Source organism: Variovorax sp. Varisp85 (assembly GCF_047304045.1).
Taxonomy (GTDB): domain Bacteria; phylum Pseudomonadota; class Gammaproteobacteria; order Burkholderiales; family Burkholderiaceae_C; genus Variovorax.
In genome coordinates this window covers 54,224-76,574 of the sequence record NZ_JBGLYN010000021.1, presented here as the reverse complement: position 1 = coordinate 76,574, position 22,351 = coordinate 54,224, and the positions used below count along the sequence as shown (strand labels likewise).

Annotated in this window: 20 protein-coding genes; all 20 read right to left on the bottom strand. The window is 63.9% G+C overall.

Annotation, left to right across the window (positions count from 1 at the left end; all coding sequences use genetic code 11):
- Nucleotides 1–130 precede the first annotated feature (130 nt).
- Nucleotides 131–3,748: a DEAD/DEAH box helicase gene (locus tag ACCC97_RS11310; protein ID WP_209535112.1), complete on the bottom strand. Its 3,618-nt coding sequence runs from the start codon at nt 3,746–3,748 to the stop codon at nt 131–133.
- Between the two features lie 3 nt (nt 3,749–3,751).
- Nucleotides 3,752–4,702 carry a hypothetical protein gene (locus tag ACCC97_RS11305; RefSeq protein WP_209535110.1) on the bottom strand — a complete coding sequence of 317 codons (951 nt, stop codon included), beginning with the start codon at nt 4,700–4,702 and terminating at the stop codon, nt 3,752–3,754.
- A 395-nt stretch (nt 4,703–5,097) separates the two neighbouring features.
- Nucleotides 5,098–5,943, bottom strand: a complete 846-nt coding sequence (locus ACCC97_RS11300) for a three-Cys-motif partner protein TcmP (RefSeq protein WP_209535108.1) — start codon at nt 5,941–5,943, stop codon at nt 5,098–5,100.
- Nucleotides 5,940–7,223 carry a three-Cys-motif partner protein TcmP gene (locus ACCC97_RS11295; RefSeq protein WP_209535106.1) on the bottom strand — a complete coding sequence of 428 codons (1,284 nt, stop codon included), beginning with the start codon at nt 7,221–7,223 and terminating at the stop codon, nt 5,940–5,942. The genes ACCC97_RS11300 and ACCC97_RS11295 overlap by 4 nt, the downstream gene beginning before the upstream one ends.
- 36 nt (nt 7,224–7,259) lie before the next feature.
- Nucleotides 7,260–8,123 (bottom strand): DUF5131 family protein, encoded by an 864-nt coding sequence (locus ACCC97_RS11290; protein ID WP_209535104.1) that lies wholly within the window; start codon nt 8,121–8,123, stop codon nt 7,260–7,262.
- Between the two features lie 110 nt (nt 8,124–8,233).
- Nucleotides 8,234–9,178 (bottom strand): nucleotidyl transferase AbiEii/AbiGii toxin family protein, encoded by a 945-nt coding sequence (locus ACCC97_RS11285; protein ID WP_209535102.1) that lies wholly within the window; start codon nt 9,176–9,178, stop codon nt 8,234–8,236.
- Nucleotides 9,171–9,782, bottom strand: coding sequence for a hypothetical protein (locus ACCC97_RS11280; RefSeq protein ID WP_209535100.1), 612 nt, complete (start codon nt 9,780–9,782; stop codon nt 9,171–9,173). The genes ACCC97_RS11285 and ACCC97_RS11280 overlap by 8 nt, the downstream gene beginning before the upstream one ends.
- A gap of 30 nt (nt 9,783–9,812) precedes the next feature.
- Entirely contained in the window at nt 9,813–10,046 is a 234-nt protein-coding gene (locus ACCC97_RS11275; RefSeq protein ID WP_209535098.1) for a DUF2274 domain-containing protein, read from the bottom strand.
- Entirely contained in the window at nt 10,043–11,359 is a 1,317-nt protein-coding gene (locus tag ACCC97_RS11270; RefSeq protein WP_209535096.1) for a TrbI/VirB10 family protein, read from the bottom strand. The genes ACCC97_RS11275 and ACCC97_RS11270 overlap by 4 nt, the downstream gene beginning before the upstream one ends.
- Nucleotides 11,356–12,411, bottom strand: coding sequence for a P-type conjugative transfer protein TrbG (gene trbG / locus ACCC97_RS11265; RefSeq protein WP_209535095.1), 1,056 nt, complete (start codon nt 12,409–12,411; stop codon nt 11,356–11,358). The genes ACCC97_RS11270 and trbG overlap by 4 nt, the downstream gene beginning before the upstream one ends.
- Nucleotides 12,408–13,121, bottom strand: a complete 714-nt coding sequence (gene trbF / locus ACCC97_RS11260; RefSeq protein WP_209535094.1) for a conjugal transfer protein TrbF — start codon at nt 13,119–13,121, stop codon at nt 12,408–12,410. Before trbF ends, trbG begins: the two co-directional genes overlap by 4 nt.
- Before the next feature lie 26 nt (nt 13,122–13,147).
- A complete protein-coding gene (trbL, locus tag ACCC97_RS11255) occupies nt 13,148–14,521 on the bottom strand; it encodes a P-type conjugative transfer protein TrbL (protein WP_209535093.1) in 1,374 nt (457 codons plus the stop codon).
- Between the two features lie 4 nt (nt 14,522–14,525).
- Nucleotides 14,526–14,834: an EexN family lipoprotein gene (locus tag ACCC97_RS11250; RefSeq protein ID WP_209535092.1), complete on the bottom strand. Its 309-nt coding sequence runs from the start codon at nt 14,832–14,834 to the stop codon at nt 14,526–14,528.
- Between the two features lie 9 nt (nt 14,835–14,843).
- On the bottom strand, nt 14,844–15,608 hold the full coding sequence (gene trbJ / locus ACCC97_RS11245; RefSeq protein WP_145745749.1) for a P-type conjugative transfer protein TrbJ: 765 nt from the start codon (nt 15,606–15,608) through the stop codon (nt 14,844–14,846).
- Complete coding sequence (trbE, locus tag ACCC97_RS11240) at nt 15,605–18,103, bottom strand: conjugal transfer protein TrbE (protein ID WP_209535091.1); 2,499 nt, start codon at nt 18,101–18,103, stop codon at nt 15,605–15,607. Before trbE ends, trbJ begins: the two co-directional genes overlap by 4 nt.
- Nucleotides 18,104–18,122: 19 nt before the next feature.
- On the bottom strand, nt 18,123–18,407 hold the full coding sequence (locus tag ACCC97_RS11235; RefSeq protein ID WP_145745751.1) for a VirB3 family type IV secretion system protein: 285 nt from the start codon (nt 18,405–18,407) through the stop codon (nt 18,123–18,125).
- Complete coding sequence (locus tag ACCC97_RS11230) at nt 18,404–18,736, bottom strand: TrbC/VirB2 family protein (protein ID WP_209535090.1); 333 nt, start codon at nt 18,734–18,736, stop codon at nt 18,404–18,406. The genes ACCC97_RS11235 and ACCC97_RS11230 overlap by 4 nt, the downstream gene beginning before the upstream one ends.
- Nucleotides 18,733–19,788 (bottom strand): P-type conjugative transfer ATPase TrbB, encoded by a 1,056-nt coding sequence (gene trbB / locus ACCC97_RS11225; RefSeq protein ID WP_413332800.1) that lies wholly within the window; start codon nt 19,786–19,788, stop codon nt 18,733–18,735. Before trbB ends, ACCC97_RS11230 begins: the two co-directional genes overlap by 4 nt.
- On the bottom strand, nt 19,772–20,239 hold the full coding sequence (locus tag ACCC97_RS11220) for a CopG family transcriptional regulator (protein WP_145745753.1): 468 nt from the start codon (nt 20,237–20,239) through the stop codon (nt 19,772–19,774). The genes trbB and ACCC97_RS11220 overlap by 17 nt, the downstream gene beginning before the upstream one ends.
- Complete coding sequence (locus ACCC97_RS11215; RefSeq protein WP_209535089.1) at nt 20,236–22,236, bottom strand: conjugal transfer protein TraG; 2,001 nt, start codon at nt 22,234–22,236, stop codon at nt 20,236–20,238. Before ACCC97_RS11215 ends, ACCC97_RS11220 begins: the two co-directional genes overlap by 4 nt.
- Between the last annotated feature and the right edge of the window lie 115 nt (nt 22,237–22,351).

The window sequence follows — 22,351 nt, the reverse complement described above, 5'->3', positions numbered from 1 at the left end:
ATCCCAAGGCGCCAAGACTGAGTCCACTGGAGCGAGCAACGCTACGCCGCAGCGCGACTTGCGTCCGCATCGTGACCGGACTCAAGGACCGTTTCCCCTTCCGGTAGCAGCCATACCTCAAACCGCAGCGTCAAGTCGAACGAAACACTCTGCGAATTTGCCAGCGCCCCTCATTCATGTGCAGTTCGAAGTCATCCCGAAAAGCCCTGCGACTAACCTCCTCCGCCGGGGTGATTGCCATCTCGAAGCCCGATGCGTCAATCCAGTGCACGCCGCTAGACCGACGGATCGGATGCACGCTGTACTGCCCTAGTCGGCCGTCAGTACCAGTCAATTGTGCTCGACCCGGTGGATGCGTGAGAGGCGCGTTGTTGGGGGTACTAAGGCTACGCTCCCATTTAAGAAAGTATTGGGGATCAATCCAATCCTCTCCCTCGATGTCGACGTATTCGGTTTCCATCCAAAATTCGAACTCGCGCCGGCGCTCTGCAGCCTCGTCGCGCGTACCGGCAAGGCCTTGGGCAAGGGCGAAGGCAACAAAAGGGTCCAGCGTGCCCCAACGCAGCAACTCCCTAGCCCAAAAACCGAACCATGGAAGGCCCGTGGTCTGCTTCCAATCCTCCAGCGATGGCACGGAGGATGGGTCAATCGCCCCATCCGACCACGCGCGCGCCACCACGGCGCCAACCGTCACACCCAGCCGAAACTCGAAGTTGTCCGACACAAAACGCTGCCAGGCGCGCAGGTCCTCTGGTTCAGGCGACTCGGCATGACGGCTTCTCATCCACCAGGCCAGAGGCGTCGCCCACTCACGAAGCAGTGCAGCATCAGTCACCGTATCGCGGCCACGGAACCCAAATCCCTGATCCTGCGCCACCAGTTTTCCAAGTTTCACGAACACATCAAAGCGAACCCGCATATCGTCTGCGCCATAGTCCACAGCGCTCGCTAACACCGCATGAATCTTCGGCGCAATGCGTTCGAATCTTCGGCCAATGTGGGGCGAGAATCCGTATTGATAGAGACGCTGGCGTTCATCGGCATCGCTGTAGAGGTTATCGATCAGCCCCTGTCCTCTTCGCACAAATGCCTGTTCAAGCCAGGCCTCCTGAGTGGCGACTGCATGGCTGAATGACCGTTGCCAAACCCGACGAAGTAGGGCTTCCATTTCAGCATCAGAGTGCTGCTGCTCCTCAGCCAGCGTAAGCTCCTCTATGGCTGTTAGCAGGATACCGTCTAGCTCATCAAGGCTGTCGGCAAACCTCGCCCTTTCGTCAGTTTGGCTCATCCCTGCTTGGTCGCTAATGTCCCCAGGCCCGGTCACTTCCAGCCACTCAATGAACCGCTCCCCACGCAAGCCAAGCAATCGGCCCGCGCGCTCAGCGATCATTTCAAGCAGTAGCGCCATAGGGCTCAGTACTTCTTCGCCAGATTGATCGTCTTCGCCCAATGCATCGAGGAGATTGCCGTAATGTGATCGCATCTCCCGGATCTGCCGACGTTGCAGGGTCAACTGTGCACTGGCAGTCGTGGACGGCTGTGTTGGAATGGCCACGAGAGTCATCCCTTCCATACCCTTCGTAGCGCCGGGCCTGCCCGCGCGACCAGCGAGATTGCGAAACTCCGCCACGGACAAAGGAGACAACGTTGACCGTTGCGCCACGCTGTCGAACACTCGCCTTGTCAGGGAGGGAACGAAGATCAGATCGAAGGGAAGATTGACGCCTTCAGTCAGCGTGGCCGTCGCCACCGTGATAGGACAAATTCGTCGATCAATCAGGTCCGTCATTAGGCGGCGCAGTCGTTGAGGCATCTGACCGTGGCTCGTGGCAATCCCGTGGTCAAGAAGCACAACCTCGTAAGCATCCTCGCCGCAATAGTCCACACAGGTGGCCCTGGCCTTGTCAAAAAGCGACCGTGCGGCCGATTCGTCAGGTACCGCAAATTTCGGAACTCCGGCCCACGAGTCCAGTTCAAGCGCTTCCTTGAACCACTTCATCGTCTGCTCGGGCTGTTGGGCGACAGAAATCAAGACTCGACGGTCTCCTTCGAGAAGGTGCATGGCAGTCCATAGCACGTTCAATTCGTTGTAGCGATACACACTATTGCGCATCGCGGCAGGCAGTTGAGGCATGGCTGGCGTACGCAATGGGATATAGACCGGATCATCCCGTCCGCGCACATGGAGCATGGCACCATTCATGATGTCGATCTGCATGCGACCAGCGCTGCCGGGAGTTCCTTCCAGCGTTCCAATGAGTTGGCGGGTGCTTCGATAAGTTGTCCCGATTGGCTCCGCGTCAGCATCGCCTTCGATCCATCGCGCCACGGGTGTGGCCGCGCCTCCCGCAACCGCAGTTAGCGCAACGCGGGCAATGTCTGGTGCCCGCACGAGCAAACGCGACACGAAGCTCTCAAGGCGCAATGCACGGCTACTATGCTCCGCAAAATCGATGAATGATCGATCACGATCCTGAGCCACGACCTGGTGGGCTTCATCGACAATCAGCAGTCGAAGCCGAGCAACGATCAGACTGCCTACGTATCGCATCAATGCGTCCGCCTTCTCCACCGTAGCAATCAGCACCGTTGGGCGGTCGGCTTTGAGCCAGTAGTCTGTAATGCCCCAATCGGTTCCACCGTACAGGCCGGTCACGACGAGATCCCTCCCTAGTTCGCTGACAAGCTTGGTTTCCACTTCACCCGCGAGGGCCCTGGATGGAACCAGATAGAGCGCCAGCGGTCCGGACGACTCTTCGTCGCTCGCCAACATCAACTCTTTCACCAGCGCCAGATTCGCAACCAATGTCTTTCCGGAGCCGGTCGGTGTGCACAGGGCGAACGAAGATGTCTCTAGCAAGCGTTCAATCCCGCGCATCTGCGACGACCACAGAATCCCTCGACCTCGTCCGAACTGGTCGCGAGCAAATCTCCGCAGCCTGGATATCCGATCCGGGTTGATTTGCGCCAGCAGAGAAATCGGCCCGTAAATGCTTGCAGCGCTGTAGCCCTCCGCCACCGCGGTCAATAGCGAAACCAGCATGGACACGTCGTCACCCAAAGTGCGCGTCGCCATCTTGTCCAGCGCTTTCAATTTGGAGAGGCCACGCTGCATGCGGTCCACGTCCCCCTGCCTCAGAGTTGCAGCGATGAGCCCCACGCTGCGCACCATTTCCACGGTGAAGTACCACTCCTGGCTTTGGGTGTCCTCACGATTGAGCAGATGCATCGAGGCACCACGTCCGGTCAGATCCTGATGTTCATGCCAAAACGCCAGGACTTCATCAATGACACCGTTGAAGTCACCCCTCAGAAATTTCGAGAAGAGACGGATGCCAGCGTCCGGCGTCTCGATCTGGCTAAGCAGCCCATTAGCCATCGCTGGCAATCCGCCCAGTTGGAATGCCGCAGCAGCCAGCAGTCCTATTGGCGCGAAACTGTGCGACAGGGCTTCTGCACGAGTAAGCCACTCAAGCAACTCGGCAGCTCGCCTGTAGCAATCCTTGGCTTCGGCCGAGGCCGGACCATCCAGTTCACGGAAGATCTCTGCAGCGTGCATCAGCCTTCGTGCGTCGGCTAGCAGCTTCTCCGATTCACTTTCGCGCCATTGAATGGCCGGCACATGCCAAGTAACCTGCAAACCACGGACGAAAGCGCGAGCCTGATCGCGCGAGAGTCGGTTCTCTGTCGCCAGACCGCGACGTAGCTGTTCCGCAAGTTCGCGTCGCTGGTCTTCGAAATCGGCCATGCCTTAAATCGCACTCCACATGCAGTCGTAGATATCCTCGATCAGCTTGTCACCCTCGGTCAGAAACAACTCGACGACCTGAAGATCGTGAGGCGATTTGTACTCCGCAGGCTTTGAATTCCAATCAATCAAAGGAACGCCTTTTCCGCGCGACGGGTAGTCATTTCCGCAAATGAGCACTAGATTGGTTCTTGGGATCGGTGTCGGATGGTCGAGCAGCAAGGCTTGGTCGATCGAGTAGATCGCTGCTGCAAAGCCATCGGGGTCGCGCTCCTTGAGCAGCTTTTGAAGCTGGCGCATGCCGTGTGGCAGGTTTTTGTCTCTCTCATTGAACTGATGCCAAATCCCCTTGCCAGCGTGAACTTTGTTTCCCTTCCCGTCGTCGACCTTCGGTCCTAACAACAATGACTCCACGACAGACCCACTCAGTACCTTCCGCCACTTCGCCTCTCCGGCGAGGTATCGCTCCACTTTTCCATCTGCATCCAACGCTATGGCCAAAAAATCAGATCCGTGGCGCCCCATGACCTCCCTCGTCAACGATGGATCCCTAGCCAACGCGAACAGATAGCTTTTCACGTCCTCGTGGTTGCGAAACAGGAAGATCGGAACTTGCCATTCATGGTCACCGACGTATGCGTAGTGCTGAGTGACCATTCCCGCCATGACTTCTCCAAACAGCCCTCGACGGGTCTTGGAAGGGAGGCAGTTGGGATAGATCGCATGCGCGCCAGAGGCGCCCGCGTCTGGATGAAGATCAATGCCAATCTCTTCGTGAAAATGCTCTCTCGCATCAAGATGCGCCGATTCAAAGTACGGCCTGAACGTCTCGATGAGCGCAGCATCGCTCGCCCCTAGCTGCTCCAGGAGCAAGTGCCCATAGTTGCCCGCCGTCGAAGGATATTGCTGCAACCATTTGTCGAGGGTGTCTCCGGGAACTTCGCACGTGTGCATGGGGTTTCGTCTCCAAATCAGCGCTTGGGCCCACCGAAGGCTCTCAGCACCCAGATGGTAACGGAGTGTAAACATGCACTAGCTGAGGAAATCCAACCGGGCTGACTCCAGTTGCTCGCGCGCAGCGAACAATGCGTGCGGCGGCACCGGCTCGCGCGGCCGTGTAGCAATCAGCGGTCTGACCCATCAGACCATGCTCGCGCCCACCGCGTGGTCTTCTGACGCAGTACTGGGCACGATCTTCTTGCCCAGATCAGAGGAACTCGAACAGGCCGATGCGTCGCCGAGTTTCATCCTTACGCTGATCAGGCAGCTTCAGCGTTGCGCCCGTCATCTCACGGACGCTCCCGGCCTCCCAACTCGATCAGCAGCAAGTAGCCCACCATCTACCGTGCCTAGAAATCGAACTCACGGTTGGGCCCTTGGGCCACATCGCCCCATATCCTGTTAGGCAGTTCATGGCGGCTGAAAAACACCAAGTGGTACAGCGGTCGATTTCCTTCGTCGCGCACCAGCGGCATCCGCCGACTGATAGAAAAACCAAGGCCACGTACCAGACCACACCAATAGTCAAAAAATGCTTCGTCGGCATCCCCGCGCACAAATGCGAGAGGATCGACATGCTGCCGCCAGCCGGGCGCCGCATCATCGAAGCGCGCTCGCTCGGGGTTGTATTCCATCAGCACGTTGCGCCGAAGGTCCATGGTGCTGAAATGAACAGCAAAATCGACATACTTCAGCTTCGCCAGTTTTTCGATCACATTGAACGAAAGGTACTGGAGGTTGTAGGGATCCAGATACGCGAGGCAGAGCGCGCCCTTTGGAATCGTCCCGAGCACTTGATCCACCGTGGATTCGGCGGCACCCGGGAAAGCAGTGGCCGGCGCCCCCATGGCCCGCAATCGCTCTGCACAGGCCGATGCCCGAGCGGCATCCAGATCACCGACGAGGCAAGAGGTGAAAGCAATATCGTCGCGCAGAGAATGCTGCCATGCGACCTGAGCCCCCCCGAGGCGCGTCATCGTCTCGCCTTTGACCTGAATACGGCCAGGGCCACAGAACAGATCGACGTACACACGCTGCTTGAACTTCTCCCTCGCGCGGCGCGTACCCTCCACGTACTTGGCCAGGAAGGTGTGCTTCATCTCGGGAACCCAGCTGCCAACACCATCGCCGGCACGACCATGTTCCACCGGAAGATGCGGCAACGGATCAGCATCGTGCGCGAGACGAAAACTCATTTCCCTGGCCCTACCGGAGAACTAAACAGAGAAGTTTGCCGGTTTCGTTCGATCCAATCCGTATCCCGCATGTATCGCGCAAGCCGCCGAACCGTTCCGTCCTCGGAGCGAATGACGATGTCTCTCTCACCAGACAACCGTTCCAGCGCGTCCTTGTACATGAGCGAGGTACCTGGGGACGTATTGCAGGTCGAAGCATAAAGCTCGCCAATTTGCACCGGCTGTCCTCGCCTAAAAATATTCTCAGCCAAGTGCTGTGGCAAAACGCCGGCGGACAGGCTCTGCGCCACGTCGTCGAACACGAATCCTCCTTTGAACTTCTGACGGAAGCCCATCATGTGGGTCGCAAGCATCTCAAGGCCTGCACCACCGTAGTGGATGGAATCGTTCTGGTGTTCCCAGTGCACCTGCTTCATCACATCTTGCGCACGTGGATGCCGCGAAAGATGGACAAGCCAGTACTCGCCTTGACCACTCCCCTCTCCGCGAATGAAGAATGGTGTGAAGTATTCAGCTCCGCAATCCTTCACCAAGGCATGATACAGAGCGGCTTGAATGAAGCGTCGCCAATCCGCCGAGTCCTCTTCCTTGATTTGCTCGATCGTTCGCCCTCCCAGCGCCGAGCGGATGTCGATGGCCAGCTTTCCAGAGACCTTGTCCGTGAACTCATCGTTGGTGTAGGTGGCAAAAGCGGAGACATGAAACGTCAGGACCACCTCACTCTTCGGTGATTCAGCAAATATCTTTTGAATCAACGGTGCAGGCACATCGCTGTACCCATACTGATCAAGAAAGAAGAGCGCGGTGTGTGCTCGGGGGGTATGAGCCTCGATCAACCGAAACACGGCTGGCGATGCTGAGACAAAGTCGTCATGAATAACGTGAATGGATTGGCCGATTTGTGCACCGTATCCTCTGTCATGCAAGACCTGTTTCAGGTGCGTCAAGGCCCGAGCATCCTTGTCGATGAAGATGTACCGCACATCTAGATCAATGGGCTTTGTTCTCTCGGCATTGACTCGGACACTGGCCTCCCGGACCGCATCCAGCATACGCAACGGAGAACCAAGGATTTCCGTACCCATCCCTTTGAGCGTGTAGAGACCGCCCCCACAGAACCCATCCACCAGCGTGATACGCAGGCGCTCTCGTCCCCGCGCGTTGAGCGTGCGCTGTTCGAAATACCGAATCAGGTATCCAACCAGCACTTCATGCTTCGTCACACTATGCGGATCGATCTCCGCCGGTCCGTTCCTCCAATCGTAGTGACTCTGTGCCAAAAGCAAGCCTTTCTGCGGTGCTGGAAGGGATCAAGGTTACACGGTGTTTCCCGTGCTTGGAAACTGATCCCAATGGCGGCCACCCAAAGAACGGCCAGCCTTGCCTTTTCCGACAGCGGCGAGTTTGACCTCTGAGCCATCGCGTCTGACGATGTGGATCGGGGTACGGCCTGTCACGGCGTCAGCGGCTTGCTCAATAGGTGCCCAGTGCCCCCATTGCTTGAAATGGAAGGCGACGCCGGCCGCATTGCATTGTTTGCGAAGATCTTCTGGCCATTGCGGATCCATGGGACGCGAACCTGGCCCAGACTCACCGCCAGCAATCACCCAATCCACGCGCGTGCCGCCCTCCCCTACCTTCAACCACTGGCGCAGATCCAGGGGCCCAAGCAGAGGCTCGCACGACAGGAACCGGACTGCCGGCGTATCGAACTCAAGAAGGTACTTCAGTCGCTTGCCTGCGGCATCCTGGTTTTCGACGGTTGCGCCAAGCCAGACGTTGGAAGGCAATTCATAGCCCTTTGGCAGTTGCTTGCGCACCAAGTGAATTCGCTTGGTCAGGAGCAGCCAATCAAGATGAGGCGTTGCCGCGATGAGGTCCAAGAGACGGAGCCGATGCGGAACCAAATCCTTGCGGTTCTCGAAGACGTCTGCCATGGACGCACAAAACACACGCCGCCTGGTCTTGCTCTCCTTGGCCTCCCGGTCCCACTTCAGGGGCTCCTTCCAATGGGCATCGCCAAAAAAACGTCGCTCCGACTTTGCGCCCCAAACGTCTTCACCGAGACGCTTCGCCCAAGTCTCGGCATAGCAATGGTCACACGCATCGGACACGCGCACGCAACCCCACCATGGATTGAAGGTGTGGTGCGTCCACTCGATACGGGTGTCTTTTCCCATTGGTCACTCTCTTGGTGCATTGTAACAATGCACTGTTTTTTTGTACAGTATAGACATGCTGTCATGGCAAGGCACGGAACCCGCATGTTGGTGCGTCAAGTCCTCGACCTTCACATGACACCAATGTGTTGATAGATCCTGTCCACCAGCACCTCGAAGTCCGGCTGACCCTGGTAGTACAGCGCGGCTGTCTTGCGATATTCCTGAGCAAAGCGCTGGCGCTGCTCGGCGTCGGCCAGCACAAAAGCAGGATTGCGGGCAATGGCCTGTTCGTCGCCGGTGCGGAACCGCTGCGCCTTGCGCGTCTGGTAAGCGGGCGTCCTCATGAAGGCCTGAACCTCCTCCAGCCCCAGCAGACAGTACACGTCGTAGTAGTGCCGCAGGAAGTTGGCGGGGAACACCTGTGTTTCGTCCAGTCGACGGTACTTGGTGGAGATCGTCTGCAGCTTCTCGACGAAGGTGTGCGTGAGGGCGTAGCACGGTACGCCCACAGCACGGTTGGCCCCCACGGCCACTCCGCGCTCCATAGCCACATCCAGCGCCCACGACGAGATCGTGACTGGCCGATTCGGGGCGGTGTCATCGAACCCGAGTTCCAGCAGGATGCCATCCTTGACACCAGCCAGCGTGGGAACACGCGATGCGTAGATCAAGCGAATGCCGGCACTGCGCATCTTGTCGTCGTCGAACTGCGTATCACGCTCTACGCTGTCGATACCCGGGATGTGGATCCGTGCTGCCAGCGCGTCGTAGTACGCACGCCGTGATTCAACATGTGCAGGCTTGTCCTGATTGCGTCCCGTCTTCACGTCCATGCCGTCGGGCGGTTCAATGCGGATGTCGATGTCTTCGGAAAAGCGGTGGATGACACCGAACCCCTTCGACAAGGACGTACCACCCTTCAGCTCAAACTGAAAGCCCTGCGCTTGAAGGCCCCACAGGCAATGCATGATCCAGTAGTCCTTTTCGACCAGCACGGGATCAAGGCTGCGCTCGTCTGCGACCACTGCCAGCAACTCATCGAAGTCCCGTCGTTCGTGCAGGAACTCAGCCACCCGCCCACTCCCGCAGGCGCTTGCGAGTGGCCACGCTGCCAAAGCTGTCGGCTGCGCGCTGCAGACGGCTGGGATCGAATGAAAGAAGTTTGCTGCGCGCCTGGCGCAAGACCGCATCACGGTCTTCCGCCAGTTCGTCCAGGTTGTTCAGCAGGTCCACGTACAGGAACTCCGGCGTCAGCTTCCTGGGGAAGCGCGGCTTCATCCGGAAGTCGAACTGCCGGTTGCCGAGTTTGAAGACGCCGTGGCGCTTGTGGTTGTAGACCAGCGTGCGGTTGTAAAGCTGGGTTGTACCCAGACCCACAGCGTTGTAAGCCGAGGGAGAGAACACCAGGAAATCCTTGTCGCGCAGGAACCCGCCCACAACCTGCTCATCGGCCGGTGGCAGCGGACCAAAGCTGGACTGTTTCGGTGCGTGGTACAGGCCTTGGGCCAGCTTCTTCAGCTTTCCGGTAGCCACCAGTTCACGCAGATGCCGATCCACCGCCGTGGACAGGCGTGCGAGATCCTCCCGGCGGTAAACGTGCCCAGCTTGAAGCTCGCCCGCGAGGTGCGCAGCAGCGCCTCGCAAAGAGGCAGCAGGAGACTGAACGGCTGTAAGCATGACTAATTTTTCATTGAAATTCCATGCATTTTAGCGCTTTTCGGTAGCTTGCCTCCTCGCGCTCCTGAACCCCCTATCCCGCGCCATGAACGCTTCGAGCATGTGCGGCACCAGCACCGCGGCATCGACCCGCTCGCCGTAGGTCTGCGCATGCAGCGACGCATAGCGGTCCAACGTCGCCTTCAACTCCGCCGACAAAGTGACGGTGAGCTTGACCGGCTCGGTCTTTGGGAGTGGTCCGAGGCGCAGCTTGGCCGTGCTCATTGCGAAGCTCCTCGCTGAAAGAACAGCGGCTGGTACGGCCGCAGAACAAGATCCTTGTTCACCATCACCCGCATCGGAAACCCCGGCCGGATCGTCAGCGTCGGCTGGATGCTCGCATTGCGCTTGGTAATCTCCTGCCCGGCCTGGTTCACCGTGTCCTGAGCCCCCTCGCGCACAGCGATCACGAGGCGATTGCCGTCCTGATCCGTTCGGTTCTGCGGCGCCGCCAACTCGGCGCCCACGCCGAGCAGCGTCGACAGCGCCGCGCCGGCCAGGATGCGATCCCAATGCCAGTCGATCGCGTCCTCCAACCCGGCGTAGCCGGCCGGGTCGATCCCCGGCAACCGGTCCAGCGCCACCGACGACATGTCTGGCAGGATCAGCCGCGTCCACACCAAGAGCACGCGCCGCTGCCCGAACGCCACCTGGCTGTCATAGCGCCCAATCAGCCGCGAGCCCTGCGGGATCAGCAGGTGGCGCCCCGTGGCCGTGTCATAGACCGCCTCGGTCACGTTGGCGACCACCTGTCCCGGCAGATCGGAGTTGATGCCCGTCACCAGCGCCGCCGGGATGACGGTGCCCGCCATCACCTGGTATGGCGAAGCCGGCAACTGCAGGCTGCCGGGATTGTGTGTGCCTGTGTCACCGGCGTTCGCCAGAAAGGCTTCCTTGCGGTCCTGTCGGTTCTGCGCCACCACAGGATCGGTCGGCGAAGCCACGGCTGGGCTCATCGCGCCCAAGGAATTGAACGGCTGCTGACCCGCCGTCAACCCGGACGCATCGGCGGCAGGTGCGGGCAGCATACCCCCGTCGGCAACCGCCCCCCGTTTCGAAGCGGCGCCATCGCCGCTGCGCCGGAAGAACACTGAGGAGCGCGCCGCCTCCTCGGCAGCCAACCGCTCGGCCTGCTCCGGATCGACGCCATGGCCCGTCCTCGCCTCCATCGGCTGCTGCGCCTTCACCATGGCCGACCCGAGGTCGCCCGGCAATGGCGGCCCCAGAACCGGTGGCGCCGGCTTCGACGGCGGCGGCATCCCGGCATAGTCCTTCGGCAACAGATCCAGCCCATCCGCCCGCGCCACGCGATCCACGTTGTACAGCTCGGCCGCCGGATTGCGCTCGCGCTTTTGCGACTGCAGCGACCACATCGTGCCGCCCAGCACGGCCGCGGCCAGGGTGCCGGCGCCAACCGCCAGCATGCGGCGGTTGAGCCGCACCACCGACCGCGGCTGCGCGCGCAGGGCCACCGTCTCCGGCGCCACCTTGGACGGGACCTGGGAGGACGGTGGCGGCACGGTGTCCTCCGCGCTCATGACCCATCACTCCGCGCGCCCTGGACGCTGCCGTTCGCGCCATCCGTGCGCTCGATACGCACGACTTCGGCCTTGTCGCCCTTGAAGCCGCCCAGCCGCAGCTCCGCCGCGCCGAAGAGACGGTCTACCACGTAGTACGGCGAGCGGAAGCGGTAGTTCACGAGCTGCCCATCGCCCAACGGGCCGATCACGAACAGCGGCGGCAACTCGCCCTGCGCGATGCCGCCCGGGAACTGGATGTAGACCCGCTGCCCGTCGTCGAAGGCACGCAGCGGCTTCCAGGATGGCGCATCGCCGCTGATCGCATAGCGGAACCGGATCTGCTCCACCGACAGGCCCGAGTCCACCGGCGTCGCGGCCTGCGCCTCCCTCGCCTGCTTCTGCAGCGCCAGCATCCGATCCTTCGGATAGTCCCAGGACACGGACGCCATCCAGGCTTGCGGCGTCGAGGACAGTTCCAGCAGGTAGGCGCGCCGGTTGGTCGTGATGACCAGGTTCGTCTTCAGGCCCACGCGCGTGGGTTTCACGAGCACATGGACCCGTTGACTCACGCCGCTGCCGCTGACCGTGTCCCCCACGATCCAGCGCACCGTGTCGCCGGCCGAGACCGTCACCAGTTCCTCGCCTTCCTGCAGCGCAATGACGGTCACCCGGCCCGGACTCGTGTAGACCTGATACAGCGCGCCGTCGGCATACGGCCAGACCTGGATCGCATTGACATAACCCTCGCGCGTCGGCGCGATGCGGGCCTCTTCGTTGGCCCGGGAGACACGGACTTTCTCGTCGACGGGTTCAGGCATCGACTTCGCGTCCTGCTGGCTCGGCAGCGCTTTCATCTGCCCGGGCAGCGGCAAGGGCTTCGGCACCTCCACCACCTCGACGGGCTGGGCCGGCTCCGGCAACGGCTGCGCGGCGACGGCCACGGGCCCGTCCAGCGAGATCGCCGGCGGCGGCTTGCCTTGCGTGGCACAGCCGGAGACGCTCACGACTGTGGCCGTCACAGCGACCAGCAGAATCGGCGCAAATACGCGCCTGCGGAAATCGGTCTTCATGGCTTCGTTCCTTTCGATGTGTCGGTCGCATCGAGCTCGCGACTCCAGGACAGGCCGTTGACATAGATGCCCAACGGGTTCCTGCGTAGCCGCTCCTCGGTCCGCGGCGCCTGCAGCACGATCGCCAGCACCGCGGTCCAGCGCTCCAGCCCGGCCGCTTCGCCGTTGACGTAACGGCGCTCCGTCCAGCGCACCTGGAACGAGGCATCGCTCGCACGCACCACGCTGTTGATCTGTACCGCCACCGAGCTCTGCCCGATGCGCGAGAACGGATCGTTCGCGCGTGCGTAGTCGTTCAGCGTCGCGGCGCCACGGTCCGTCGTGTACTCGTAGGCCTCGAGCCAGTTCTGCCGCACCACGATCGGATCGATCGAAAGGGATCGCACGTCGTTGACGAAGCGCGCCAGATGGTGCGCGATCTGCGCGTCGCTGGGCTTGTAGGGCGTGGCCGCCTCGCCGACCGCGCGCACTTGGCCGGCGCTGTCCACTTCGACGACGTAGGGCGTCACGATGGACTGCGCCGAGCGCCAGACCAGGCCACCGGCCATCAGCAGCGCCAGCGAGAGGCAGCCGAAGGCCATGACCCGCCAGTTCTTCGCCTGCACTCGCGCGCTGCCGATCCGTGCGTCCCAGACCTGCGCCGCGGCCTGGTAGGGGGTGACGGGCTCGGGTGTGTCCGAGTACCGCACCTGGGGTCGCTTGAATCGCATGGATGGTTCTCCTCAAAGAATCCGGGTCAGGCGCTGCTGTCGTCGCGCAGGCTCGGGCCGGTGCCGCTGCCCCCGTGGTCGCCTGAGCGCAGCACGTGCGCCGTCGTCGAGGCCGCGTGACTCAGCTGCTGCTTGCGGCGCATCTGCCGGGCCCAGGCAGGCTCGGGGGACGGCGCGCCGGCCTCGTCCGCACCGGCGGATGCCGCATTTCCCGCAGCGGCGGGCACTGTCGCATCGGCCACGAAGTTCGCCACGCGGTCCTTGACCGCCTGGGCGCCGGACGCGACGCGCTGGCCGACAACACCGGCACTGGTTTTCGCGAGATGGGCCAGGCCGGCACCGGCTGCGCGCACGCCGTCACCACCCGATGCCGCGGCACCCACTTGATAGGCCGACTTCGCACCGCTCGCCAGGCCGCTGGCCGAGCGCGCGGCCGCAGCACCGCCGCCGATGGCCGCACGCGTCGTGCCAGGCGCCATGCGCGCACCCGCGGCCACGGCGGATCCGGCGCTCGCCACGGCCGCACCACCGGCGACGGCTAGGCCCGCCGCACCCAAGGCCGTCCCCGCGGCCGCACCTGCACCGAGTTGCGGCGCACCCGACACCAGTCCGGTCGCGATCCCCGGCCCGAAGATCCCCAGGCCCAGCATCGCGAGCGCCGCCAGCATGATCGTCAACGCATGGTCGATGGACGGCTCGGCCCCGGGCGGTGTGCGGAACTCCGCGAAAAGGCCCGTGCCGATCCCCACGATCACGGCCAGCACCAGCACCTTGATGCCGGCGGACACCACGTTGCCCAACACCTTCTCGGCCAGGAACGCGGTCTTGTTCCAGAGCGCGAAGGGCACGAGCACGAAACCCGCCAAGGTCGTGAGCTTGAACTCGATCAAGGTGACGAAGAGCTGCACCGCGAGCACGAAGAAGCTCACGATCAGCACCAGCCAGGCCAGGAACAGGACGGCGATGGCGTCCAGATGGGCGAAGGTTTCGGGGAAGCCCGTCATCTCGCTGATCTGTTCCATGATCGGCCGGCCCGCATCGATGCCGACCTGCGCCAGCCGGCCGGGCTGCAGGAACTGCGTCTGTGTCAGGCTGGAGCCCGACGCCACCAGACCGAGCCCCGCGAACGAACGGAACAGGACCCCGGCCAGCTGGTTGAAACTGCCGATGATGAAAGCAAAGGCCCCCACGTAGAGCACCTTCCGGACCAACCTTGCGATCACGTCGTCGCCCTGCCCCGCCGCATGGCTCATGGCCCAGAACAGCCCGGCCAGCGTCATGTCGATCACGACCAGCGTGGCCGTGAGGAACGCCACCTCGCCGTGCAGCAGGCCGAAGCCCGAATCGATGTAGCGCGAGAAGACATCGAGGAAGCGATCGATGACCGCGACATCGTCCATGGCGTCAGTCCTTGGCGTCTGCGCCGGCCGGCGGTGAGGCAGGAGCTACCGGCGGCGGGACCGGCTCGCTCGCGTAAGGCGATTGACCGCCCCTCATGAAGCGCTGGCGCGTGGCCTCGGCCACCGCATGGCACTGCGCGTCGCCCATCCTCGCATGGTCGGCCTTGCACTGCGCGCGCAGTTCCTTGAGGCGCTCGAGATTCGCGACCAGGGATTCGACGGACTCGATCGAGGACCGGGAAGGTTCTGACTTGCCGCAGCCGGCGAGCACCAGGACCACAGCGGCAGTGACGAGGAGGAGAAGGTTCTTCATAGCTGCCCCTCAGTGGCCGTAGAAATTCACGCTGTAGGGCGTGTACGGCGTGCCGCTGCCCATGAAGCGCCGGCGCACCTCGCGCGCGCGCTCCTGCACCGCCACCTGCCTCGCCTGCTCCAGGGCCATTGCGCGGTCCTGCGTGATCTGCAGCTGCTGCGCCTGGATCGCCTGGCGCGACTGCAGCGCCAGCAACTGGTTGGTCGCCTGCATCGCCTGCAGGGCCCCGGTGGCCGACTGGCTGCGATTTACAAGATCCGTGAGCGCCTTCTCGTCCGACGCGAAGTTCTGCATGGCCCGCGACTGCACCTGTGTGGCGGTGCGCAGTGCTTCCAGCGAGTTGCGCCAGCGTTGACGCGCATCGCCGGCCATCTGGGCACCGGACAGCGCCGCCGAAAAGGACTCGGGGTACAGCCGCTTGAACTCCTCTTCCATGCGCGAGACATTGAAGGCCAGCCCCTGTGCCTGCTGGATCAGCTGGTTCGTGGCCGCCAGGGTCGACTTGAGCTCGGACAGCGCGCTGAAGTCCAGGCTCGTGAGGTTCCTCGCCTGGTTGCTCAGCATCTGCGCCTCGTTCTGCAACTGCTCGACCTGATTGTTGATCTGCTCCAGCGCGCGGGCAGCCGTCAGCATGTTCTGGATGAAGTTGGAAGCATCGAACACGGTGTCGCCGACGCCGAAGAGCGCATGCGCCGGCGGGGCCACACCGAAAGCGATCGCGCCGGCCGCGACCAGCGCGGCGATCCGGGGTTTGAGTGAAGATTGGAGGTTCATGGCAACGGCTCCTGCGGGGTTGAGGAAGGGGATAGGGATGCAGATGAAAACGAAGGGATGAGGTCGGCGGCCCAACCCAAACCACGGTGGCGCAGCCAGGCTGCCGCGAAGACCGAAGGCATTCGCGTGAACGGCGACTGCAACACCGAGGCCTGCACGCGGTCGAGCGCGCGCTGATCCTCGGGCGAGGCCGCACCCGCGAAGGCCAGCGCCACCGGCCCGAGCCCGAGCTCGAAGACCCGATTGCCCAGGCGCGACTGGTAGTAGTAGTCACGCTTGGGCTGCGCCGTGGCGACGATGTCGATCTGCCGGCCGTTGAGCCCGAAGCCCTCATAGATCACGCGGATCTGCGGTTCGGTGGCCTGCGGGTTGGGCAGGAAGATCCGGCTCGCGCAGCTCTCCACAATGGCCGGCGCGATGCTGGAGTTCTGGATGTCGGCCAGGCTCTGCGTGGCGAAGATGACCGAGACGTTCTTCTTGCGCAGCGTCTTGAGCCACTGCCGGATGCGCGCCGCGAACACCGGGTCGTCGAGAAACAGCCAGGCCTCGTCCAAGATCAGGAGCGTCGGCGCGCCGTCGAAGCGTTCGTCGAAGCGCGCGAAGAGGTAGCCGAGCACAGCCAGCACGGCCGCCTTGCTGTGCATCAGCTCCTCCATCTCGAAACACTGGACGGAGGAGGTCCCCAGCCGATCCCGGTCCGCGTCCAGCAGCCGCCCGTGCGCACCGCCGAGCACGTAGGGCGCCAGCGCCTGGCGCAGGGCGTTCGACTGCAGCAACACCGCCAGGCCCGTCATCGTGCGCTGCTCGGGCGGCGCGCTGGCGAGGCTGGCCAGCGCGGACCACACCATCTCCCGCTCGGCCGGCCCGACCTCGAGGCCCTCCTGCCGAAGCCGTCCCTCCACCCACTCCGCCGCCCAGGTGCGGTATCTGTCCTGGTCGATGCGCGCCAGTGGCTGAAAAGCGATCTCTCCATCGGTACCGAGGTCGTAGTGCTCGCCGCCGAGCCCGAGGACCGTGGCGCGCATCGAGCGCCCCATGTCGAAGGCCAGGATGCGCGAGCCGGCATAGCGGCGGAACTGCAGCGCCAGTGTGGCGAGCAGCACCGACTTGCCCATGCCGGTCGGCCCGACCACCAGCGTGTGACCGACGTCGCCGATGTGCGTGACCAGCCGGAACGGTGTCGCGCCATCGGTGCGCGTGACGATCAGCGGTGGCCCGTCGAGGTGCGCATTGCGCTCGGGGCCTGCCCACACGGCTGACACCGGCAACATGTGCGCGAGGTTCAAGGTCGAGATGATGGGCTGGCGCACATTCGCGTACGCATGGCCCGGGATCGACGACAGCCAGGCCTCGACCGCATTGAGTGTTTCAGGGATCGTGACGAAGCCCCGGCCCTGGATCGTGCGCTCGACCGCACGCAGCTTCTCGTCGGCCGCCGTTGCGTCGGCATCGAGCACCGTCACGGTGGCGGTCACGTAGCCGAAAGCCACCTGGTCGCTGCCGAGCTCCTGCAGCGCCGCGTCGGCATCCGCCGCCTTATTCGAAGCGTCGGAGTCGACCAGAGGGCTCTCCTGCTGGAAGATCGTCTCGCGCAGCAAGGCTACGATGTTCTTGCGCTTGGCGAACCACTGGCGGCGCAGGCGCACGAGCTCCTTCTCCGCCTCGGCTTTGTCCAGGCACAGGAAGCGCGTGCTCCAGCGGTAGGCGAAGCCCAGGCGGTTGAGGTCGTCGAGCAGGCCCGGCCAGGTCGAGGTGGGAAAGCCGCGCACTGACAGCACGCGCAGATGCCGGCCCCCGAGCATTGGCGCCAGCCCGCCCGTCAGCGGCTCGTCGGCCAGCAGCGCATCGAGGTGCATCGCGACCTCGGGCACTGCGACCGCATGCCGACGCGTGGACACGCAGCCGTGCAGGTGGGTCAGCGTTTGGGCATCGTCAAGCCAGCCGATCTCGGGCATCACGTCTTCGAGCAGGCCGAGGAAGCGCTCTGTCTCGGAGACGAAAGCTTCCAGCCGTCCTCTCCAGTCCGACCCATTCGAGGCATCCGATCCCGACTTTTCTTTCGTCCCGGCGTTCTCGTAGAGCAGGCCCGTGGCGCGTGCCTTCGACTCCTCGGGCGGCAGGCACAGCAGCGTCAGGTGGTAGCGGCTCTCGAAGTGGCTGGCGTCCTCCTCGAAGGCCGCGCGGCGCTCCTCGTCGACCAGCCAGGAGAGCGCCTCGGGGAACGAAGACTCGGGATAGCCTGCCGCTTCGCGCCGCTCGGCCTCCACGAACAGCGCCCAACCCGAGCCGAGCCGCCGTAGCGCGTTGTTCAAACGCGCCGAGGTGGCGACGAACTCGCCCTGCGTGGCGCTGTCCAGGTCCGGCCCGCGAAACCGCGCCGTGCGCTGGAACGATCCATCCTTGTTGAGCACGACCCCGGGCGCGACCAGGCCGGCCCAGGGCAGCCAGTCGGCCAGCAGCGCCGGCCGCTTTCGGTATTCGGCGAGATTCAGCATCGCGTCTCCCCTTCCCGCCTTACGCGTCCAGCAGCGGACGCTGCTTGATGTGCCGCGCAAAGACCTGCATGAACTGCGGATCCAGCCTCGCACCCCAGACAGCCAGCGCGTGGCCGACGATCCAGAGCGCGACGCCGGGCAGCCAGAGCTGCAGTCCCAGTCCCACGGCAGCGGCCAGCGTGCCGTTGGCGATCGCCACGGTACGCGGCGCGCCGCCCAGCAGGATCGGCTCTGTGAGGGACCGGTGCAGCGGGATCTCGAAGCCTGGCGCGACGCCCGGCGAGAAGACAGTCGGCGCGTTCATGCCAGCACCGCCCCGCCCGAGAAGCTGAAGAAGGTCAGGAAAAAACTGGACGCAGCGAACGCGATTGACAGGCCGAACACGATCTGGATCAGCTTGCGAAAGCCCCCACTGGTGTCGCCAAAAGCCAGTGTCAGGCCCGTCACGATGATGATGATCACCGCGACGATCTTGGCCACCGGCCCCTGGATCGAGTCGAGGATCGACTGCAGCGGTGCTTCCCAGGGCATGTTCGAGCCTGCAGCCCGCGCGGGCAGCGCGACGGCCAGTAAGAGCGCTGCCGCAGCAGCCGCGTGCAGAAGCGGCTTTACGGAACTGCGTGGAATCGTCATGACGGTTCTCCAGAAGACGAAGGGATGGAAGGAGCAGAGAGGGACGAAGAGAGCAACGGGAAGCCGGGCACCGCCGAGGTATCGAACTGGTAGCCTTCGCTGTCATGGCCGACGACACGCGCGATTTCGCGCACCCGCCGGGCACGGCCGCGCCCGGCGATGAAGACGATGACGTGGACCGCCTCGGCAATCAGGGCGCGCGGCACCGTCACGGAGACCTCCTGCACCAGTTGCTCCAGCCGCGTGAGGGCGCCCTGCGCGGAGCCGGCATGCACGGTGGCGATCCCGCCCGGATGCCCGGTGCCCCAGGCCTTGAGCAGGTCCAGCGCCTCAGCGCCGCGCACCTCGCCGACCACGATGCGGTCGGGCCGCAGCCGCAAGGTGGCGCGCACCAGGTCGGCCATGGTGGTCACGCCCGGTTCGCTGCGCATGCTCACGTGGTCGTCGGAGCGGCATTGCAACTCCACCGTGTCCTCGAGGATCAGCACCCGATCTCGGGTGTCGGCGATCTCGTCGAGCAACGCGTTCGCGAGCGTCGTCTTGCCCGTGCTGGTGCCGCCGGCCACCACGATGTTCAGGCGGTCGCGCACCGCCCGCCGCAGGAACGCGGCTTGCGCTTCGGTCAGGATGCCATCGGCCACGTACTGCGCCATGCTCATGATGCGCAGCGCCCGCTTGCGGATCGCGAACGAGGGGGCACGCACCACCGGTGGCAGCACGCCCAGGAAACGCTCGCCGGTCTCGGGCAGCTCGGCCGAGAGGATCGGCATACCGGCATGCACCTCGGCGCGCACGTGCGCGGCGACGAGCCGGATGATGCGTTCGGCCACGGGCGGCGGCAGCGCCGCGCCGGTCGGCGCGCGGCCGCTGCCAAGCCGGTCCACCCACAGCGAACCATCGGGGTTGAGCAGCACCTCCACAACCTCCGGATCGGCGAGGGCCGCTGCGATTTCTGGCCCCATGGCGGTGCGCAACATGCGGATGCGCCGGGCCACCGCGTTGTCCACGACGCCTGGCGACGAGCCGGAAGAACGATCAGACGGCTGGACCATCAGCGGCCTCCTCCGGCTCCTGCCCTGCGTGCATTGGCGCCGCTTCAGGCTCGATCTCCTCATGGACCTCGCGTACCAGACTGCGCCCGCGCTGCAGGTGCCGCCCGAGCTGCTCGATGAACTGCACATAGCGGGCCCGCCCCTGCGCGCGTGCGGCTTCCTGCTGGCCCTCGGGCACCGGGATCGAGACGGTGAGGAAATAGCGGACATAGAGCGCGACCGTTTCGATCAGGATGTTCTGGTCGCGCTCCAGCCGGTCGAACTGGCGCGAGAGCCGGTCCAGGCGTTTGGCGATCGCAGCCTCGCGCTGGTCGCCGCCATCGGGCGACAGGAACGACGCCAGCGCCGCGGCGATCACGGCAGATTTCGAGACACCCTTGTGCACCGCCAGCCGATCCAGCCGTTTGGCGTGCTCCGGCTCGATGAAGATGTTGAGGCGAGCCCGGCTCATAGGGCGATCCCGTCGTCAGGGTCCAGCGCGGCGAGGCGCGCAGTGCGCGTGAGCTGGCGACCCACGTCCCGCGGCCCCAGCGGTACGTTGTCCTCGTCATAGAGCACCAGCAGGCTGTCGTCCTCCGGCAGCGCCGGCGTGTCGCGCACGACTTCCAGTTCGGGCTTGAGCTGGTAGCCGCCCTCGTCGGCAAAGCCACCCGCATCGACTGACGACAAAGACTCGGGAGCGATAAGCGGCGCCAGTCCGCTCCAGTCGTCGGTCCGTGTCGCAGGACGATCCGCGTAGAAGCCCGCAGCCAGCGCCGGCGGTGGCAGCACACGCCGCGTGAAGTTGCGGTCCTGGTAGTAGCGCAGCTTCCTAGCCTTGATCGGCGGATGGCCGGAGACCATCACCACCGCGTCGTCGGGTGGCAGCTGCATCACCTCGCCCGGCGTCAGCAGCGGCCGCGCCGTCTCCTGGCGCGAGACCATAAGGTGGCCCAGCCACGGCGCGAGCCGGTGCCCCGCGTAGTTGCGCTGCGCGCGCAACTCGGTGGCCGTCCCCAGCGCCTCCGAGATGCGCTTGGCCGTGCGCTCGTCGTTGGTGCCGAACGCAATGCGCACATGGCAGTTGTCAAGAATCGCGTGATTCGGGCCATAGGCCTTGTCGATCTGGTTCAGGGACTGCGCGATCAGGAAGGCACGCAGGTCGTAGCCGGCCATGAACGCCAGCGCAGATTCGAAAAAGTCCAGTCGGCCCAGCGCCGGGAACTCGTCGAGCATCAGCAGCAGCTTGTGGAGCCGTGCGATGCCATCGGACCCGTCGAGCGATTCGGTGAGGCGCCGTCCGATCTGGTTGAGGATCAGGCGGATCAGCGGCTTGGTGCGGCTGATGTCCGAGGGCGGGACGACCAGGTACAGCGAGACCGGGTGTTTCGCCGAGATCAGGTCGGCGATGCGCCAGTCGCAGCGCGAGGTGACTTCAGCCACCGTCGGGTCGCGATACAGCCCCAGGAAGGACATGGCCGTGGACAGCACCCCGGAGCGCTCGTTGTCGCTCTTGTTGAGCACCTCACGGGCAGCCGAAGCAACGACCGGATGGATGTCCTCACCCAGGTGCCGCGTCGTCATCATCCGGTGCAGCGTGACCTCGAAGGGGCAGGCGGGATCGGAAAGGAAGTTCGCCACCCCACGCAGCGTCTTGTCCTCACCCGCGTAGAGCACATGCAGGATCGCCCCGACCAACAGCGCATGGCTGGTCTTCTCCCAGTGGTTACGCCGCTCGAGTGCGCCCTCAGGATCGACCAGGATGTCCGCGATGTTCTGCACGTCGCGCACCTCGTGCGCGCCGCGGCGCACTTCGAGCAGCGGGTTGTAGGCAGCCGAGCGCGCCTCGATCGGATTGAACAGCAGGCAGTGCGAGAAGCGAGCGCGCCAGCCAGCCGTGAGATTCCAGTTCTCGCCCTTGATGTCGTGGATCACGGCCGAGCCGGGCCAGGACAGCAGCGTGGGCACCACGAGCCCGACGCCCTTGCCGGAGCGCGTGGGCGCGAACGCCATCACATGCTCTGGGCCCTCATGACGCAGATAGGCGCCGCTCTTGTCCGAAGTCTTGCCGAGGAACACACCTGCCGGCTTCGTCAGTCCGACCTTGTCGATCTCCTCACGCTCGGCCCAGCGCGCGGAACCGTAAGTTGTGACGCGCTTGGCCATCCGCGCGCGCCATACGGCCATCGCAATGGCTGCGCCCGTCGCCGACATCCCGCTCAATGCGGCTATGACCCCACCACGCTTGAACACCTGGGGCGCATAGGTCTCGTAGAAGTACCACCACGCGAACAGCTTCCACGGCTCGTAGACTGGCACGCCGGAAACCTCGAACCACCAGGGCCCGAGCCTCGATTGGTAACCCAGCGCGTGCGCCGTCCACTGCGTGGCCGCCCACACCCCGCCCAAGGCGACGCCGAGCACCACGAATATCTGTCCGAACAGGATGCCGGTCGCTGCTGTCGGCATAGGGCGCCACCTCCCAGGCGTATGAGTTCCAGCACATGTGTGCCGCTGCGGCACGCAGGCATGAGTCTGGAATCAAGCCGCCGGGCGGCACACCCATGGGGGCGTGGCGTGGCGT